The sequence below is a fragment of the Burkholderia sp. BE17 genome, from assembly GCF_009362305.1.
GTDB classification, from domain to species: domain Bacteria; phylum Pseudomonadota; class Gammaproteobacteria; order Burkholderiales; family Burkholderiaceae; genus Burkholderia; species Burkholderia pyrrocinia_C.
This window is the reverse complement of record NZ_WHNU01000011.1, coordinates 21765-39839: the sequence shown is the minus strand read 5'-3', so window position 1 is coordinate 39839 and position 18075 is coordinate 21765. Positions and strand designations below refer to the sequence as shown.

Below are 18075 nucleotides of genomic sequence, written 5' to 3'. Positions count from 1 at the left end.
GCGACGCTTGCGGGAGGAACACCGGCACGCGTGCCGCGGCGCGAATCGTTGCCGCGGCCGCGTGCGCCGTCAGGCGACGGCAGGCCGGACGATGATCTTCACGTTCCGGTCCTTGTGGTTGACCAGTTCCTCGAAGCCGTGCGCGACGATGTCGCCGAGCGCGATGCGTCCGGTGATGAGCGGCTGCACGTCGATGCGGCCGTCCGCGATGAAGCGGATCACGTCCGCGAATTCGCCGTTGTACGCGAGCGAGCCGATCACTTCCTTCTCGGTCGACACGATGTCGAAGAAGTTGAACGACGTCGGTTCCTCGAAGATGCCGACCATCACCGACTTGCCGGCCTTGCGGATCACGTCGATCGCGAGCTTCGCGGTGGCCGTGTGCCCGATGCACTCGAACGACACGTCGGCGCCGTAGCCGCCCGTCAGCGCCTTGACTTCCGCGATCGCGTCGGACGTCTTCGGATCGATGACGACGCTCGCGCCGACTTCCAGCGCCTTCTGCTTGCGCGCGGCCGACATTTCCAGCGCGATCACGCGCCCGGCGCCCGCGGCCTTCGCGCACATGATCGTGCACAGGCCGATCGTGCCCGCGCCGACCACGACGACGGTCTGCCCGACGATGTTGCCGGCCTTCTTCACCGCGTGCAGCCCGACCGCGAGCGGTTCGATCAGCGCGCCGGCTTCGGTCGGGAAGTTGTCGGGCAGCTTGTACAGCAGTTCGGCCGGCACGTTCACGTATTCGGCGAACGCGCCGTTGTTCATCAGTCCGGTAAACGCGAGGTTCTCGCAGATGTTGTACAGCCCGTGCCTGCAATACCAGCATGTGCCGCAATGCTGGCATGCGTCGGCCGTCACGCGGTCGCCGACCGCGAAGCCCGTCACGCCCGCGCCGAGTTCGGCGATCTCGCCGCTGAATTCGTGGCCGAGGATGCACTGGCCCTTCAGGCCCGTCAGCGGATGCGGCGCATCGACCGGGATGAACACGGGCCCCGCGACATATTCGTGCAGGTCGGAGCCGCAGATCCCGCACCAGTGCACGCGAATCGTGACCCAGCCTGCCGGCGGGCGCTCCGGAACGGGAACCTCTTCGACGCGGATGTCGTGGCGGCCGCGCCAGACGGCGGCTTTCATGCTGCGGGCGGTGGTCGGTGCCGGTGTACTCACGTTGCTGTCTCCGTCAGGTTGTCGTCGGGCGTGAGGCATGGCTGCCGGTGCGCCCGTCGCGCGATTGCGCGATCGAACGGTATGCAGGAACGGGGCCAGCGTGAATCGGTGCGGTGCGGGGTGGTCGGAGAGGGTTGGAAGTGTGCGACGCACTATTGCGCTACGCGTTTGCAGGAAGCGATATGGCGGGAGTCGTGCGGGAAGTTTGCTGCGACTGCGAAGTCGCGGGCCGGGTGAGACGCTGGGACGTTCGTCTCAGCGCAATGAGACGAATCGCGAGACGAACGGCAACCGACAGCCTGGATCAGGAGCCGTCGCTGTCGTGCCGGCCCATTACAGCGATCGGCGAAACGCATCGTTGCGCAACTTTTCCTTTACTTGAAGTTAACTTCAATTTGTATCATGTGCGCCAGTCCGATCGCGGCCGCGTGGGACATCCCGTTGCACGCGGCGGCCCCAACGGAGGGGGAAATGACCGAATCGCCTGTCGTGGCCGATGCTGCCACGCTGCCGGCGCGCAGTTGCCGGGCCGCCGTCGCGAATGTCGTGCCGGCGAGCCGTCAAGCATGCCGAACACCATGGAAAGCCTGATCTGCGAAGAAGATGTGTCGTGCGATGCGCCTGCATTCGGCGAACGCGATGCGATGCCACCGCACGGCGGCGGCGTCGCGCATCCGCTCGTGACGAGCGGCCGCGCGCCGGGTCCGGAGCATGCCGCGGCCGCGGTGTCGCCGTTGCGCCCGCAACTGTTCGTCACGGTGCTGGAGGCCGGCGACGACGGGTTGCTGATTCGTTGGGTCGAGAGCGGCCGTTGCCATTACGGCGAGCAGCGCTGGCGCCTGCGCGTCGCGTCGCAGCCGGGCCGCTGTGCGATCTCGGGGCGGCCGATCGAGCCCGGCGAGCCGGTGTTCCGGCCGGTGCGGCGGCCCGTGCCCGCGAACGGCGACGAGATGATCTGCCCGGCGTCGGTGCCGGGCGCGGCCGGCGCGGCGCGGGCGGACGTTGCACCCGAGGACGACGCTTCACGGGACCCGGCCGGCGTTCTCGACTGAACGCCGGCCGGCCGCTGAGCCGCGTTACTTCTTCAGATCGTGCCGATACTGGATGAACCCCGCGTTATTCGCGAGCTTGTCGTACAGCGCGCGCGCGGTCGTGTTGGTTTCATGCGTGAGCCAGTACACGCGGCTCGCGCCGGCTTCTCGGGCGCGTTCGTACACGGCCTCGATCAGCGCGCCGCCCGCGCCTTGCCCGCGTGCGTCGGGCGCCGTGTACAGGTCCTGCAGGTAGCAGTACGGCCCTTCGGTCCAGCACGAGCGGTGGTAGATCGAATGCACGATCCCGACCAGCGCGCCCGATGCGTCGAATGCACCGAGCACGAACATCGGCTCGGCGGGGTCCATCAGGCGCGCCCACGTCTTCGCGAATACGGCATCGCTCAGCGCGGTGTCGTAGAACTTCTGATAACCCTGCCACAGCGGGCGCCACGCAGCTTCGTCGGCGGCGACGAGCGGGCGCACCGTGACGCGCGTCGCGTCGTTCGTGCGGGCGGCCGCGTCGCGCGCGTTCGCCTGCGCGTGGCGGATCGCGATGAGCGACCGGCGCTGCTCGCCCTGCGCGTCGAAGTTCTCCGGCGCGAGCCACGCGTCGAACGCGGCGCGCACCGCCGGCCATTCGCCGTCGATGATCGAATACCACGCGGTGTCGCGACTGCGGCCCTTGTAGACGATCGCCTGCCGGAACGTGCCTTCGTAGCGGAAGCCGAGCCGCGCGGCCGCCTTGCGCGACGGCGCGTTCAGGTCGTCGCACTTCCATTCGTAGCGCCGGTAGCCGAGCGTGTCGAACGCGTACTTCATCAGCAGGTACTGCGCTTCGGTCGACACGGGCGTGCGCTTGAGCAGCGGCGAGAACGTGACGGAGCCGACCTCGATCACGCCGTTGGCCGGATCGATGCGCATCAGTGCGAGCGTGCCGACCGCACGGCCCGTGGCGAGGTCGATCACCGTGTAGTGCAGCGGATCGGCGCTCGCCTGCGCACCGCGCGCGTAGTCGCGGTAGCCCGACTCGTCCGCGTACGGCCCGTGCGCGAGATAGGTCCAGTCGCTGCCGTCGGGCGCCTGCGCGTAGGCCGCATACAGGTCGGCCGCGTGGCGCTCGGCGTCGAGCGGCTCGAGCCGGCAGTAGCGGCCCTCGAGCACGATGCGCTCGGGGCGCGGGCGTGCGGACCAGTCGGGAACGGGGTGGCCGATGGGTTGCCGGAAGGCGTTGGTGAGCGTGGACAAGGTCGATCTCGCTTCGGTTGGCGGCCGGCGACATGCCGGCATGCAGACGATCGTAGTCGGGCTGAGGTACCATGAAAAGCGCCACAGATCGGCAAATTTATGGTGCCACGATCCGGGCGCCACTAGCCGTGCGCCGTGCTCCGACACTTTCACGCTGCGATGTTCCGATGACGACTGCCTTGCCTTCCGGCGACTGTCCGTTGTTGCCGCTCGACGCGCCGCTGGCGCGCACGCCGGGCGCGCCTTCGCTGCAGCGCCAGTTGCTGCGCCGCGTGCGCGACGCGATTCTCGGCGGCGCGATGCCGGCCGGCACGCGGCTGCCCGGCACGCGCGCGCTGGCCGAGACGCTCGGCGTGTCGCGCAACACGACGGCCGCCGTCTACGAGCAGCTCGTCGCCGAAGGCTTCCTGCAGTCCGACCGCCGCGGAACGCGCGTGGTCGGGCTTTCGCGACCGGCGCCGCCGCGCCGGCGTGCCGCGCCGCCGGCCGTCGCGCAGCGGCTCGGACGGATTCGCCCGAGCCTCGTCGGCAGCGGCGAATCGGAGGGCTTCCGGCCGGGCGTGCCCGCGCTGTCGCATTTCCCGGTGGATGCGTGGCGGCACGCGATCGACCGCGCGCTGCGCCGTGCCGCCCGCGACTTGCTCGCCTATGGCGATCCGCTCGGCGAACGCGCGCTGCGCGAATCGATCGCGCGGCACCTGGCCGTGACGCGCGGCGTGCGCTGCGATCCCGAGCAGATCGTGATCACCGAAGGCGCGCAGGGCGCGATTGCGCTATGCGCGCAGTTGCTGACGAACCCGGGCGAGACGGTGTGGGTCGAGGAGCCCGGCTATCGCGGCGCGCGCACCGCGATGCAGGCGGCCGACCTCGATGTCGTGCCGATGCCGGTCGACGCGGAAGGGCTGCGCGCGGAAGAGGACGACTGGCGCGAGCGGACGCCGCGCCTCGTCTATACGACGCCGTCGAACCAGTTCCCGACCGGCGCCGTGCTGTCGATCTCGCGCCGGCTCGCGCTGATCGATGCCGCGCGCCGGCATCGCGCGTGGATCATCGAGGACGACTACGACAGCGAATTCCGCCACACCGGCGAGCCGATCGGCGCGATGCACGGGCTCGCGCCCGATTCGCCGGTGGTCTACCTCGGCTCGTTCAGCAAGACGATGTTTCCGGCGCTGCGGATCGGCTTTCTGGTGCTGCCCGAGGCGCTGCTGGCCGCGGTGCGGACGGTGTTGCCGGAGATGCTGCGCGGCGGCACGCGCCACGTGCAGCTCGCGCTGGCCGATTTCATCGAGACCGGCGAATACGGCCGGCATCTGGGGCGAATGCGCCGGCTGTATCGCGACCGGCGGCGGTTGCTGCTCGCCGCGCTCGACGGCAGCCTGAGCGTGCCGCATCAGGTCGAGGGCGGGCCGTGCGGATTGCATCTCGCGCTGCGGCTGCCGGCGCGCTACCGCGACCGCGCGATCGTCGACGCAGCGCGCGCGCATGGCATCGGACCGTTTCCGCTGTCGGGTTTTTCGATTCATGCGGAGTCGGCGGCCAACGGGCTCGTGCTCGGTTTCGGCAATACGTCGGCCGATGCATTCGAGCCGATGTTGCGGACGTTGTCGGTGATCGCGGAGCGGGTCGGCGGGGATTGAACGGTCGCCGGACTTGTGCGGATTGACGAATCGCGCGCTTTGTTCGAAACGAACGCCGTCGCGGCTCCGCGGCCGCTGAATCACCCGGCATGCGGGTTTCGATTCGTATGTTTCATCGGGCCGCGTGGACTATAAATGGATGCGTGTACCGGTGCTTGTCGGGTGCCTGCGCGTCTCGCGCAAGTCGGCGCCGCGACTGCCGGGGGAGGTGCACCGTGGTTCGCCAGACGCTTGCTCGCGCCGTGCTTCGCACTGCGTTGATCGGGGGCGTGTTTGCCGGTTTCTTGCTACCGCCGCCAGCCGCCATTGCGGGGACCGTCGCACCGCCCGTCAAACCTGCCATGAAGGAAAGGCCGGCCGCCGCGCCTTACGCGATGCCGGTCGATTTTCCGGCGATCGTCGACCGCTACGGCCCGGCGGTCGTGACCATCATGACCGCCGCGCCCGACCAGCAGGCCGGCGGGCCGTCCTTCGCGATGCTCGATCCCGACGATCCGCTCGCCGCGTTCTTCCGGCGCGGCGCGCCGGCGCCCGCGCAGGGCTCGCAGGCGCCGCCGCCCGACACGGCGCTGCGCGCGGTATCGGGCAGCGGCTCGGGCTTCATTGTCAGTGCCGACGGCCTGATCCTGACGTCCGCGCACGTGGTCGACGATGCGACCGACGTGACGGTGCGGCTCACCGACCGCCGCGAATTCAAGGCGACGGTGCTGGCCGTCGATCCGCAAAGCGACGTCGCCGTGTTGCGTGTCAGCGCAACGAAGCTGCCGTTCGTGCGCATCGGCGATTCGGCGAAGGTGCGTGCGGGCGAACCGGTGATGACGATCGGCGCGCCGGACGGATCGGGCAACACGGTCACGGCCGGCATCGTCAGCGCGACGTCGCACCGGCTGCCGGACGGCAGCGCGTTTCCGTTCTTCGAAACCGATATCGCGCCGAATCCCGACAACTCGGGCGGCCCCGTGTTCAATCGCGCGGGCGACGTGATCGGCATCGCGGTGCAGGTCTATACGGGCGCCGACCGCTACGCGAGCATGACGTTCGCGATCCCGATCGCGTTCGCGGCAAAGGTGCGCGCGCAGCTACAGACGCAGATGCAGGCGCAACAGGCTCAGGCTCAGGCTCAGGCTCAGGCTCAGGCTCAGGCTCAGGCTCAGGCTCAGGCGCCGGCGCCGGCGCAGGGCGCGTCGTCCGTCAACGCGTTCGGCGTCGACGTGCAGGATGTCGGCATCGGGCTGGCCGCGGCGTTCGGGCTGCCGCGACCGGCGGGCGCGCTCGTCAACGGCGTCGTGCCCGGTTCGCCGGCCGCCGCGGCCGGCGTGAAGCCCGGCGACGTGATCGTGAAGCTGGGCGACAAGCCGATCGGCCGCTCGGCCGAACTGAACGACCTGGCCGCCGCGCTGTCGCCCGGCGAGAAGGTGTCGCTGCGGGTGATTCGCAAGCGCGCGCCGGTGATGCTGACGATCACGGGCGCCGACGACGCGGCCGGCAGCGCGGGCACGACAGTCGGCATGGTTGCGCCGAAGACCGCTGTGCGGCCGGGGGTGGCGGCGGGCGAAGGCGGCGATCGCCTGGGGCTGACGATGCACGCGCTGAGTGACGACGAGCGCCGCTCGACGGGGCTCGCGGTCGGGATGATGGTGGACGCGGTGCACGGCCCGGCAGCGAGGGCGGGCATCCAGCCGGGCGATGTCGTGCTCGAGATCAACGACACGCTGCTCGAGACGCCGGACGACGTGCAGTCGCTCGAAGCGAACGGCACCGTGATCGCGCTGCTGATCCAGCGTAATAACGCGCGGAAGTTCGTGTCGGTGCGGGTGCGGTAGGGTGTTGACGTGGCTGGCGTCGTGCGCCTGGCATCGTCCAGTATCGCTGGCAGACGGTCAGGCATTCAGGAGCCGTCCCGTGTGAAAGCGGCGTTCTTTATCGTAGTTGTATGCAGGCGCAGGGGCTGGTAGCGGCGCCGCGCCGGCATCCATGCGTCCCCCGACTCGTTCGGGGGCTTTTGGGGGGCTTCGTGGAATTCAGTGGATGTCGCTTGCCGACCCACAAGAGCCGCTCACGGCAGTCAAAGATCAACGACTCAAATGCACCACGAAACAGTCATGGATCAACTGCATCGCGTCCTCACTTTCCATTGACGGCCAAAAATGCGAGCATCGCTACCACTCGGACAGTCGGGGAGAAATCCAGGTCGTGAAGCGTAGCCCTTCCTCGAATCAGGACCGGGTTCACGAATCATGTTGTTGTCGCAATGCATCTAAAGGCTTAGTCTTCCGACGAACGCATCGACACGTCGCCGACTACCACGCCTTTCAACCTCTCCCGCAACGCCGCAACATTGTCCACACCGTTCAGTTGCTCGAACTCCCGTTGCGCTTCCTGCCAGAGAGCGGCGGCCCTTTCGTGCAGGCGCCGCCCATCCTCGGTGAGCTCGATAAGGCGGCTTCGGCCGTCCGTGGGCGAAGGCCTGATCGTGACGAAGCCGTCGCGCTCCAGGAAGCCAACCATTTTCCCCATCGCCGTTCGTTCGATATCGAGCCGTTCGGCAAGGGCATTGACCGGGGTACTTCCCACCTCGTCAAGGGCGGCCAGGGTAAGGAATTGCGTGATGCGCAGACCCGCGGGCGCAAGATGGCTATCGTAGAGTCGGGAGATCTGCCTGCTCGCTTTCCTCACGGCGAAGCAGTTGCATTGATCGATTCCAAGTGGCTGGTTGACCGGCAACATCTGTTCTACTCCTGATTCTGGTTAAGGTCGCGCACTACGCGCGCGTCGCGCGAAGGATACGGCAGTATCCTTGAATGAAAGCCGCGCGCGACAGCGCTGGTGTGCGGCAACCTACGCGCCTCATGTCTCGGTGCCGAAACCGACCCGTGTCATCTGCGGTGTTCAAATCCCTGCAGGCGGTGTGATATAGCCGGGTATCTCGGACGCGAGCGTGCTCTTCAGCACCGCTGTCCCCTTGTCGGCCATAACCTCGCTCTTGCCGGCGGCGAGCGCGTCATAGGTCTGTTGCACGACGTCCTCCGGACTGGCTTTAGGCACGTCGATGCCGTTGGTCAGATCGGTATCCACGAACCCGACGTGCAGGCCCAGAACCTGGATGGCACGCTCGCGCAGGTGAAAGCGAAGCTGGTTCGTGTAGCTCCAGGCCGCGGCTTTCGACGCGGCATACGGTGTCAGATAGGGCCGCGGAAGCCACACGATGTCGGAAAGCACGTTGATGATCGCGGCATGCGGCTGGGCCGCCAGTATCTGTTCGAAGGCCTGCGTGACGCGCACCACGCCGTAGTAGTTGGTATCGAACAAGCGGGCGGACTGCGCTTGCACGTCGGCCGCCAGCGGCCCGTCGATCAGAGCGGCAATGCCCGCGTTGTTGATCAGCAAAGTTGTGTCGGCCGCCAGTTTCGCGGCCTCGGCAATCGACGCCGGATCCGTGACATCGATCCTGACCGGCACCATGCCCGGCTCGTCGAAACCGCTCGTGTTGCGCATACCTGCGTACACTTTCGCCGCACCGCGCCGAAGCGCTTCGCGTGCAAAAGCGAGGCCCAGGCCGCGATTGGCACCGGTAATGAAGACGGTGGCGTTCTTGATATCCATGACAAGCTCCTTTTTCAAAAGTCGCGTGCCGGGGGAGTGTCGACTCCATCCACGAGCGCGCGGGTGCCGGATTCAAAGAAAGACGTGTTCCGGCAACTGCTTCGAAAGCGACTCCCGCAGATGGGTCGCGAGAGTCAGTACGGCGCCAAGCGGGCTCATCCGCACACTGACTCGCGGCACCGAGCCGTCGGCGTTGCGATCGACGACCACGACTGCGCTCAACGTCTCGCCGCTCGTCAGAACCGCCTCGTATTCGAGAAAAGACCGCGAGCCGACGGCTTGAGCAAACGTTGGTGTCTGTGAGACGTAAAAGGTCCCGACGGCGTCGACGGCGAGCCGGATTTCGTCGCGCCCGACGACGGGCGCGCGCAACACCGAGCTGACCAGCTCGGCGTCGACTGTCAGATCATCGAGAAACGGGTGCTGCTCAGGTTGGCTGCGTGACATTTTTAGACCTCCCGGTTCGTGTCAAGGACGTGTTCACACGAATGCGGCCCGATACTTCTCGACGAACTGCTGAACCGACAGCGCCGGCTTTCCGGTGATCTTCTCGACGGCGTCGTTGGTGCCCGAGAAGATGCCGTCGCGATAGTTCTGAGCGACTTCGACCAGATGCTGCGTGAGGAACGGCGGAAACTTGTAAAGGGTTTCCATCTTGATTCGAAATTCCTCGATGGAAGTCGGCGCGTATTCGATCCGCGCGCCGAGAACCTCGCTCATCGCAGCTGCGATCTCGACGTGGTTCATCTCGGCGGGGCCGTGAAGCGTGTAGGTCTTGCCTTCGTGGCCTTCGGGGTTGGCGAGGATGTGGGCGATCACGCGTCCCTGATCGTCGCTGGCGATGGGCGCGTGACGACCGTTGCCAAACGGAAATTCGATCTTCTTCGTGGCCCATATCTCCCGTGCAAAATGCGGATAGACGAGCCAATCGGCAAAGAAGGTCGGGCGCAAATGCGTAGTCGCGACACCCGACCAATCGAACACCTGCTCGGAGACCCAGTGATCCTGTGCCGCGTGGCTCATGGACTCCCGGCGCGCGGAAATCTGCGACATGTTGACGATCGCCGTAACGCCCGCTTCCTTTGCTGCCTGCGCGAAATAGGCCGCGGCCCCGATGATTCCCGGCGCGATCGGATGAAGGAAATACGCTGATCGGATGCCTTCCATCGCAGCCCGAATGTCGTCGATGTCGGTGAAGTCCCCGACTGCGACATCGACACCGCGCTGCCTCAAAGCCGCCGCCCGATCGTCATCTGTGCGCACATAGGCCCGCACGCGTTTGTGCATCTTGAGCAGTTCGTCAATAGCAATACCCCCGGTGCGTCCGGTTGCACCACTTACAAGAATCTCAGGCTTGTTCATCATTTCTCTCCGTTCGAAAGTGAGAGCATATGCTCTCTTAGGCAAAGAGTAGGAGCATGTGCTCTCATTGTCAAGTTTTTCTAGTCCCCCAACACCTCGAGGAAAGTCACGCCGGACCCGGCGGCGGCATTTGTGAGCGACGCATCGACAGGTTGCTGCACAGGCGCCCCGCAATGCGAAGCGCCTGCAAGCGTCGATATCGTCCCTGCCTGCTTACTTGCGACTGATCAGCCAGCTGTTGGAGGGGCCGCTGCTATGCCCGAAGCAGACATTTGAGTGTCCATTCGCGGGCGCGAGCGAACGACTGAAAGTGGCCGACCGCAGACGGTCTTTCTCACGCCCCCCAGAAATCCGCGAAGAACTTTTTTCCATTGCGCACCCCCACGCGGCGCGTGCGCGGAGGACATTCGCTTGCAACCGAACCTGCCGATCGATTCCGCTGCGGCATCGCCGCACCACGCGACGCTGATCCTGCTGTGCGCGTTCTCGGTGCTGCCGCTGAGCCTGTTCCTGCCGTCGCTGCCGGCGATCGCGCACGACCTGCGCGCCGACTATGCGCTCGTCGCCCTGTCGCTCGGTGGATACGCGGCGGTGGCGGCATCGCTCGAGTTCGTGATGGGGCCGCTGTCGGACCGGTTCGGGCGAAGGCCGATCGTGCTGACGAGCGTCGGCGTGTTCGCGCTCGTCTCGCTCGGCTGCGCGATGGCGACCGATATCCGCGTGTTTCTCGCGTGCCGGCTGATGCAGGCGGCGATCACGTCGGTCTATCCGGTGTCGATGGCGACGATCCGCGACACCGGCGGTGGCAGCCGCGCGGCGAGCCGGATCGGCTATGCGGCGATGGCGGCCGCGTTCGCGCCGATGCTCGGCCCGACGCTCGGCGGCGTGCTCGATCAGACGGTGGGCTGGCGCGCGAGCTTCTGGTTGCTCGGCGCGGCCGGCATCGCGCTGTTCGGCTGGTGCGCGTTCGATCTCGTCGAAACGCACACGAACCGGTCGTCGAGTCTCGGGCGGCAGCTTCGCGCGTATCCGGCGCTGCTCCGCGCCCGCCGTTTCTGGGCCTATGCGCTCTGCATGGCGTTTTCGACGGGCTCGTTCTACGCGTTCCTGGCCGGCGCGCCGCTCGCCGCGAAAACGCTGTTCGGCATCGCGCCGGCGGAGATCGGTTTCTACATGGGGACGATCACCGCCGGTTTCGTGTGCGGCAGCTTTCTGGCCGCGCGTTTCGCACGCCGCTACGCGCTGGCGACGACGATCCTGTGCGGTCGTGTCGTCGCGTGCGCGGGGCCGCTGATCGGCCTCGCGCTGGTATTTGGCGGCGCGACGCATGCGATCGCGTGGTTCGGGCCGTGCGTGCTGGTCGGCATCGGCAACGGGCTGACCAATTCCGGCGCGCATGCCGGTGCGGTGTCGGTGCGGCCGGAGCTGGCGGGCGGCGCGTCGGGGCTGGCCGGTGCGATGACGATCGCCGGCGGCGCCGCGCTGTCGTCGCTGACGGGCGCCGTGCTGACCGCCGGCAACGCGGGTTATGCGCCGCTCGCGATGATGCTGCTGTCGGCGGCGATTGCACTGGCGGCCGCCGTCTGCGTGCGCGTGTTCGACGCGCGGGACGCCGGACGGTGAACGCGGATGCGGCCCGCTACCGCGCCGCGCGCGATTGGCGGACAATTCATCGAACGCCGGGAGACGACGAACCATCCGCGAGCCGTATTCCCCGACGCGCGAAGGGCGACTGGGCGACTGGACGAGGATGCGATGATCGACTTTTCTGATTTCCAGCGGGAAATTGCCGACGCCGCGAGGGCGACGTTCAAGGCGCTGCGGGCGTTGCACCCGGACGAGCATTTCTACGCGTTCGCGCTCTATACGGACAGCGGCGCGATGACGGTGGTGCCGGCGGCCAATTCGGTCGAAGGGCTGAGCCGGGTCCGCGCGCAACAGGCGGTCGCGGACGACGATCCGGATCCGTGGTACGTGTGGGGCTGTCCCGAATGGGCGTACGCGGCGGCGGAAGCGTCGCCGTTCAACGCGATCTGCGGCAAGCTGGCCGACGAAGTGCTGAGCCCGACGTTTGTCCGGTCGAGGTTCGCGGAGTTCTCCCGGCAACTCCACGCCGACATGATCGAGGCGTTGCGGCTGCTCGATCGCGACGGCCTGTTCGGCACGGGCGAAGCAAGGGACGCCATCACGCTGTTCGTGTCGATCAGCGACGACGACGCAGCCGAGGCGCTGGAAAACGAATCGGCGAAAGCGCTGAATCCGCCGGCCGTCGCCGACACATTCCTGCGCCGCTACGACTGAGCAACCGGAATGCCGGTGCGGCCGGCCAGAGCCGCAACGCACAACGCACAACGCACAACGGGCGCTGCATCGGCCCGCGTGCGTGCCTTTTAGATCCGTTACGGCTTCGCGCCGACGACGAACTCGAACGTCGCGACGCCGTCGACGCCGCCCGTCACGCGGTCGCCCGGCTGCAGCGCGCCGACGCCGGCCGGCGTGCCGGTGAAGATCAGGTCGCCGGCCTTCAGCTCGACCGAGCGCGACACATATGCGATGACGTCGGGCACGGCCCAGATCATGTCGGTGAGATCGCCTTGCTGGCGCGTTTCGCCGTTGACCGCGAGCCAGATGCGGCCGGCGGCCGGGTGGCCGGTGGCCGTCGCCGCGCGCAGCGCGGTCACGGGGCCTGACGCGTCGAAACCCTTCGCCCAGTCCCACGGGCGGCTCAGCTTCTTCGCTTCGGCCTGCAGGTCGCGGCGCGTGAGGTCGACGCCTACGCCGTAGCCCCACACGTGCGACAGCGCGTCGGCCGGGTCGATCGACCGGCCGTCCTTGCCGATCGCGACGACCAGTTCGATTTCGTGATGGAGATCGCTCGTCAGCGGCGGATACGGGACGGTGCCGCTTGCCGGGACGATCGCGTCGGCCGGCTTCGTGAAGAAGAACGGCGGCTCGCGGTCGGGATCGGCGCCCATTTCGCGGGCGTGGTCGGCGTAGTTGCGGCCGACGCAGAACACGCGGCGCACCGGAAAGCGCGCGGACGACTGCTCGACTTCGACGGAAGGACGCTCGGCAGCGTCGATGACATAGGCGGACATCGGATGGCCTCGTTCGGTGGGTAGACGGATGCCGGCGCCCGTGCGGCGCACGGGCCGGCATGCGTGCAACGATACCCGACGCGCGTGCGGCCGGATGCGACGCAACTGCGTTTTACCGGGACAAAACTACGCGTCGGCGGTTGCCGGTGCGTCGTCGCCGTCCGGCAATGCGGCGTTCGCGTCGCGGTATGCCTTCGGCGACACGCCGACCCGCGCGCGGAAGCGCCGCGCGAAATATCCTTCGTCGCGAAAGCCGACCGAGCGCGCGATGTCCGCGATGCGCCGGCTGGTGTGAGCCAGCAGCGATTGCGCGAGCGCGATCCGGCGCTCGGTCACGAGATCGGTGAACGTGCTGCCGGTTTCCTTGCGGACCAGGTGCGCGAGATAGTTCGGCGACAGGAACGCGGCCTCGGCGGTCGCGGCGAGCGTCAGGTCCTCGCGGGTCAGGTTCGCGCGCACGTGCCGCAGCACGCGCGCGAGTGCGTCGCGCCGGCCCGCGCGCTGGGCGCCGCGCTGCGCGAGCTTGTCGAGCGCGCCGGCGTACTGCGTGCAGACGAGCCCGATGAGCTGCAGCAGGTAGCCGCGCAGCAGCGTGGTCGAGCCGAAGGTGCGCACGCGATCGGTGTCGAGCATGCACAGCGCGAGGCGGCGCGCTTCGTCGTACGTGTCGCCGGTCAGGATGAAGTCGAGATGCTCCTGGAAGCGGAACGGCGTCAGCTCGGGAAAGCGGTGCGCGGGCACGTCCTCGAGATCGAGCGGATCGACGTCGAGATCGGCGCGCAGGAACGCCTGGCTGAAGTTGATCACGATGAAGTGCGCGCCTTCCGGATGCGGGATCAGGTGCTCGCGGTGCGGCAGCACGAACGCGAGCGCGCCGCGCGGAAACGGCCGCGTGACGCCGCCGATCCGCTGCTCGGTGTCGCCGCCGAGGTTGAACTGGATCTGGAAATACGCGTGCCGGTGCGGCTCGGTGATCGCCTGGCGCGACGCCTGGTCGCGGATGTAGAAATCGAGCCGGTCGCTGCGTTCGGGCATCCCGTACAGGCGCGGCGGGGCGGTGGATGGCATGAAGGATTCTGCGGTTCGTGACGCGGTAGAGCCGCGATGGTACAGCGAACCGGGCGCGGCGGGGATGGGCGCGGATGTGCCGGGCCGGGCGATCAACCCGCAACCAGCGGCGCGACCCGGCGGCGCAGTTCGGGCACGACGTCGGCGTCGAACCACGGATGGTGCTTGAACCACGCCTGGTTGCGCGGCGACGGATGCGGCAGCGGCAGCACGCCGGAGCCGTAGTCGCGCCATGCGTGGACGGTGTCGGTCAGCGTCGCCTTGCGCGTGTCGCGCAGGAAATGCCGCTGCGCGTACTGGCCGATCAGCAGCGTCAGCCGGACCGACGGCAACTCGGCAAGCAGCCGGTCGATCCACAGTTGCGCGCATTCGGGGCGCGGCGGGTTGTCGCCGCTCGCGCCGCGGCCCGGGTAGCAGAAACCCATCGGCACGATCGCGAAGCGCGTCTCGTCGTAGAAGGTATCGGCATCGACCTCGAGCCAGCCGCGCAGCCGCTTGCCGCTCGCGTCGTCCCACGGGATGCCGCTTGCATGGACACGCGCGCCCGGTGCCTGCCCGACGATCAGGATCCGCGCGTCGCGATGCGCGCGCACGACCGGCCGCGGGCCGAGCGGCAGCTCGGCTTCGCATGCACGGCACGCGCGGATTTCGGTGAGCAGCACGTCGAGCGGCGCGCGCGTTCGTTTCGGCATCGATTCGGAGCGGGGACGGAGTGGCAATGCGGTGTCGTCCGGGCCGCGCATGCGGAAAGCCGCCGGGTGGCCCGGATCGGTATGGCGCGGCCCTGGAGCGCGCGCCAACTGCGTCACATGGCGCGCATCACGCTTGCGACGGGCCCGCTGCGCCGCGTTCGGCGACCGCAGCATCATACAACGCGGTCTGCGCGATCGCCGCGGCGATCCCCGCGTCGTCGTGCGAACCGTCGAGCATGCCCCAGCGCCGGTATTGGGCCAGGAACCACCGGCCGTCGAGCGGATCGGGCCGGTTCACGGCGCCGCCGTCGTGGAAGCGGATCGGCAGCGGCGGCTCCGCGAACGGCCCCGCGCCGTAGTCGCCGAGCAGGCGCGGCGCGATCAGCCGCGCCGGCACGCCGATCGCGTCGGGCGACGCGAGCCAGTCGGCGGCCTCGCGGCGGTGCGCGGCGCTGTCGAGCCACGCGCAGGCATCGATCAGCGTGCGGATCAGCGCGCGTGCGGTGGCCGGATACAACGAGACGAAGTCGCGGCGGGTCGCGAGCACCTTCTCCGGATGATCGGGCCAGATCTCGCTCGTGACGGCGACGGTGCGGCCTGCCTGGCACGCTTCGGCGACCGCATGCCACGGTTCGCCCGCGCAGAAGCCGTCGAGCTCGCCGTTCGCGAGCGCGGCGACCATCTCGGGCGGCGGGATCACGACGCTGCGCACGTCGCGCAGCGGATCGACGCCGTGCGATGCGAGCCAGTGGTTCAGCCACATCGCGTGCGTGCCGGTCGGGAACGTCTGCGCGAGCAGCGGCTTGCGGCCGAGCGTCGCGAGCGCGTCGCGCACGCTGCCGCTGTCGTGGTACGCGTCGGCGAGGCGGCGCGAGAACGAGATGGCCTGGCCGTTGCGGTTCAGCACCATCAGCGCGGCCATATCCGCCTGGGGGCCGCCGATGCCGAGCTGCAGCCCGCAGACGAGCCCGTACAGCGCGTGCGCGGCGTCGAGCTCGCCGCTCAGCAGCTTGTCGCGCACGGCCGCCCACGACGGCTGGCGGTTCAGTTCGAGCGTCAGGCCGTGCGCCGCGCCGAGGTCCAGGTGCTGCGCGACGATCAGCGGGGCCGCGTCGCTCAGCGCGACGAACCCGAGGCGAAGATGCGCGCGTTCCGGCGCGGCGGGGGGCGAAGTATTCATGGCGGTCATGGCTGGGGTGACGCATCGAGCAACTGCCGCGCGACGTCGACGATGCGCAGGCCCTGATCCATCGCGCGCTTGCGCAGCGCTGCATACGCATCGTGCTCGGACAGCCTGCGCTGGTCCATCAGCACGCGTTTCGCGCGGTCGATCAGCTTGCGCTCCGCGAGTTCGCGCTCGACGTCGGCGAGCCGGCGGCGCAGCGCATCGTCGTGCGAGAAGCGCGCGAGCGCGACTTCGAGAATCGGCGCGAGGCGCTCGGCCGACAATCCTTCGACGAGATACGCGCTGACGCCCGCGCCGACCGCCGCGCGGATCAGCGCCTGGTCGCCGTCGTGGCTGAACATCAGCACGGGGCGCGGCGCGGTCGCGTTCATCACCGCGAGCTGCTCGAGCGTGTCGCGCGACGGCGAATCGGTATCGATGATCACGACGTCGGGGCGCTGCTCCTCGACGGCCGCCGGCAGGCGCGCGGGCGTCGCGACGTCGTTCAGCATCTCGTAGCCGAGGCGCGCGAGCGCGTCGCCGAGTTCGCCGATCGGCTTGTCGGTGTCGGTGACGAGCAGCACGCGCAGGCGGGCGGACAAGGCGGACGAACTCATGAGGCGAGCGGGCGCGGCGGAAGGCCGGCGCGACGCGCGAACGCCGCGTGACGGCCGAGCCGGGACGCGGCGCCGATACCGCGCGTGCGCGACCGGCGGCCGGCGCGAACGCGACCAATGGATTCGGAGGAGGCGGGCGGCCGGCGCCGCGTGATGCAGCGCATGCTACGCGGCCCGGACCAGCGCCGCGTCGCGCGCGGCATCCTCGTGCTGCACGGCCGCCTCGCCGATCGCGCCGCCGACGAGGATCACGGCCGGGCTGCCGAGCCGCGCGTCGTCGATGCCGCGCGCGAGAGTGCCGAGCGTGCCGGTCCAGCGGCGCTCGTCGGGCGTGCCGGCCCATTGCACGGCCGCGGCCGGCGTCGATGCCGGCATCGCGGCGAGCAGGCCCGCCGCGATGCTGTCGACGCGGCTCATCCCCATGTAGATCGCGAGCGTGGTGCCGGTCGCCGCGAGCCGCGACCAGTCGGGTTCGCCGTGGTCCTGGCGGTGCGCGGTGACGAACGTGACGCCCTGGCAGTGCTCGCGGTGCGTGAGCGAGATGCCGAGGCTCGCGGCGGCCGCGAATCCCGACGAGATGCCGTTGACGATCTCCACGGGAATCGCGGCGGCGCGCAGCGTCGCGAGTTCTTCGCCGGCGCGCCCGAACAGCAGCGCGTCGCCGCCTTTCACGCGCACCACGTGCGCGCCGCGCAACGCGTAGCGGCGCATCAGCCGCTCGATGAACGCCTGCGGCGTGGAGCGGCAGCCGCCGCGCTTGCCGACGCGGATCACGCGCGCCCGCGGGGCGAGTTCGGCGATGCCGGGCGCGACGAGGTCGTCGAGCAGCAGCACGTCGGCGGTGGCCAGCGCCTTCACGGCCTTCAGCGTGAGGAGATCGGGATCGCCGGGGCCGGCGCCCAGCAAGGTGACTTTGCCTGTCGTCATGTCGTGTTCCAGTGCCGCGTGCGTGCGGCCGTCGATAGCGCGTTTTCTGCGCGGCGGCGGCGGGCGGTAGAAACAGTCCGGCATCCGGCCGTGCCGCGCACGGGAGGGACGCCGTTGTCCTGACGGGCCCGCCGTGAATGACGGGCATGGTTTTGCGGGAACTGCCCACCGGCGCCGTTGCCGGTGTAATGGACGAGGTTCAGCAATATCCGGGCCAACCGGCGCGATGCACGGCGGGAGCGTGGCGCGACGACCGTGTGACGGCCGCGCGCGTGCGCGCGGCAGCGGCGCGCAGGCAGATGCAATGCCGCATCGGCGTGCATCGTGCCCCGTCAGCGCGCACCGCGATGTCGCACGGCGACAGTGCTGCAGCGCACCACATCTGTGCTTCGCTGCTTCACGACGCATCGTGCGCCGCGTGCCGGATCGCGGCGCATGCTGGCTGGCGAGCCTTGCG

At 68.7% G+C, this 18075-nt stretch carries 17 protein-coding genes; 5 read left to right on the top strand and 12 right to left on the bottom strand.

Features of this window, described 5'->3' with window-relative positions:
- Positions 1 to 69 precede the first annotated feature (69 nt).
- Positions 70 to 1134 carry a 2,3-butanediol dehydrogenase gene (locus tag GD429_RS11725; RefSeq protein WP_096474131.1) on the bottom strand — a complete coding sequence of 355 codons (1065 nt, stop codon included), beginning with the start codon at positions 1132 to 1134 and terminating at the stop codon, positions 70 to 72.
- A 599-nt stretch (positions 1135 to 1733) separates the two neighbouring features.
- Here GD429_RS11725 and GD429_RS11715 point away from each other — a divergent pair.
- Positions 1734 to 2219 carry a DUF3331 domain-containing protein gene (locus GD429_RS11715; protein ID WP_152857077.1) on the top strand — a complete coding sequence of 162 codons (486 nt, stop codon included), beginning with the start codon at positions 1734 to 1736 and terminating at the stop codon, positions 2217 to 2219.
- A gap of 24 nt (positions 2220 to 2243) precedes the next feature.
- Here the strand turns inward: GD429_RS11715 and GD429_RS11710 are convergent, their stop codons facing one another.
- Positions 2244 to 3446, bottom strand: coding sequence for a GNAT family N-acetyltransferase (locus tag GD429_RS11710; RefSeq protein ID WP_152857076.1), 1203 nt, complete (start codon positions 3444 to 3446; stop codon positions 2244 to 2246).
- 167 nt (positions 3447 to 3613) lie between these two features.
- Between GD429_RS11710 and GD429_RS11705 the strand changes: the two genes are divergently transcribed.
- Both GD429_RS11705 and GD429_RS11700 read left to right on the top strand, forming a co-directional pair.
- Entirely contained in the window at positions 3614 to 5086 is a 1473-nt protein-coding gene (locus GD429_RS11705) for a PLP-dependent aminotransferase family protein (protein ID WP_152857075.1), read from the top strand.
- A gap of 215 nt (positions 5087 to 5301) precedes the next feature.
- Positions 5302 to 6909: a trypsin-like peptidase domain-containing protein gene (locus GD429_RS11700; RefSeq protein ID WP_321574544.1), complete on the top strand. Its 1608-nt coding sequence runs from the start codon at positions 5302 to 5304 to the stop codon at positions 6907 to 6909.
- A 442-nt stretch (positions 6910 to 7351) separates the two neighbouring features.
- Here the strand turns inward: GD429_RS11700 and GD429_RS11695 are convergent, their stop codons facing one another.
- The 4 genes from GD429_RS11695 to GD429_RS11680 form a co-directional block, all read right to left on the bottom strand.
- Positions 7352 to 7813 carry a MarR family winged helix-turn-helix transcriptional regulator gene (locus GD429_RS11695; protein WP_152857074.1) on the bottom strand — a complete coding sequence of 154 codons (462 nt, stop codon included), beginning with the start codon at positions 7811 to 7813 and terminating at the stop codon, positions 7352 to 7354.
- A 162-nt stretch (positions 7814 to 7975) separates the two neighbouring features.
- Entirely contained in the window at positions 7976 to 8689 is a 714-nt protein-coding gene (locus GD429_RS11690; protein ID WP_152857073.1) for an SDR family oxidoreductase, read from the bottom strand.
- 72 nt (positions 8690 to 8761) lie between these two features.
- Positions 8762 to 9136, bottom strand: a complete 375-nt coding sequence (locus GD429_RS11685; RefSeq protein WP_152857072.1) for a hypothetical protein — start codon at positions 9134 to 9136, stop codon at positions 8762 to 8764.
- A 33-nt stretch (positions 9137 to 9169) separates the two neighbouring features.
- Complete coding sequence (locus GD429_RS11680; RefSeq protein WP_152857178.1) at positions 9170 to 10051, bottom strand: NmrA family NAD(P)-binding protein; 882 nt, start codon at positions 10049 to 10051, stop codon at positions 9170 to 9172.
- A gap of 411 nt (positions 10052 to 10462) precedes the next feature.
- Between GD429_RS11680 and GD429_RS11675 the strand changes: the two genes are divergently transcribed.
- Together GD429_RS11675 and GD429_RS11670 are read left to right on the top strand one after the other, a co-directional pair.
- Positions 10463 to 11674, top strand: coding sequence for an MFS transporter (locus tag GD429_RS11675; RefSeq protein WP_152857071.1), 1212 nt, complete (start codon positions 10463 to 10465; stop codon positions 11672 to 11674).
- Positions 11675 to 11806: 132 nt separating this feature from the next.
- The gene (locus tag GD429_RS11670) at positions 11807 to 12352 is read left to right on the top strand and encodes a DUF4303 domain-containing protein (protein WP_152857070.1); all 546 of its coding nucleotides are present in this window, start codon (positions 11807 to 11809) and stop codon (positions 12350 to 12352) included.
- 98 nt (positions 12353 to 12450) lie between these two features.
- Here GD429_RS11670 and GD429_RS11665 read toward each other — a convergent pair whose 3' ends face one another.
- The 6 genes from GD429_RS11665 to cobA all read right to left on the bottom strand — a co-directional run bounded on the left by GD429_RS11665 (position 12451) and on the right by cobA (position 17618).
- The gene (locus GD429_RS11665; protein WP_152857069.1) at positions 12451 to 13149 is read right to left on the bottom strand and encodes a fumarylacetoacetate hydrolase family protein; all 699 of its coding nucleotides are present in this window, start codon (positions 13147 to 13149) and stop codon (positions 12451 to 12453) included.
- A 126-nt stretch (positions 13150 to 13275) separates the two neighbouring features.
- Positions 13276 to 14217, bottom strand: coding sequence for a helix-turn-helix transcriptional regulator (locus tag GD429_RS11660; protein WP_089452764.1), 942 nt, complete (start codon positions 14215 to 14217; stop codon positions 13276 to 13278).
- A 92-nt stretch (positions 14218 to 14309) separates the two neighbouring features.
- The gene (locus GD429_RS11655; protein ID WP_152857068.1) at positions 14310 to 14909 is read right to left on the bottom strand and encodes a uracil-DNA glycosylase family protein; all 600 of its coding nucleotides are present in this window, start codon (positions 14907 to 14909) and stop codon (positions 14310 to 14312) included.
- A gap of 127 nt (positions 14910 to 15036) precedes the next feature.
- The gene (locus tag GD429_RS11650) at positions 15037 to 16089 is read right to left on the bottom strand and encodes a CmpA/NrtA family ABC transporter substrate-binding protein (RefSeq protein ID WP_152857067.1); all 1053 of its coding nucleotides are present in this window, start codon (positions 16087 to 16089) and stop codon (positions 15037 to 15039) included.
- A 5-nt stretch (positions 16090 to 16094) separates the two neighbouring features.
- Complete coding sequence (locus GD429_RS11645; protein WP_152857066.1) at positions 16095 to 16691, bottom strand: ANTAR domain-containing response regulator; 597 nt, start codon at positions 16689 to 16691, stop codon at positions 16095 to 16097.
- A 165-nt stretch (positions 16692 to 16856) separates the two neighbouring features.
- On the bottom strand, positions 16857 to 17618 hold the full coding sequence (gene cobA / locus GD429_RS11640) for a uroporphyrinogen-III C-methyltransferase (RefSeq protein WP_152857065.1): 762 nt from the start codon (positions 17616 to 17618) through the stop codon (positions 16857 to 16859).
- Between the last annotated feature and the right edge of the window lie 457 nt (positions 17619 to 18075).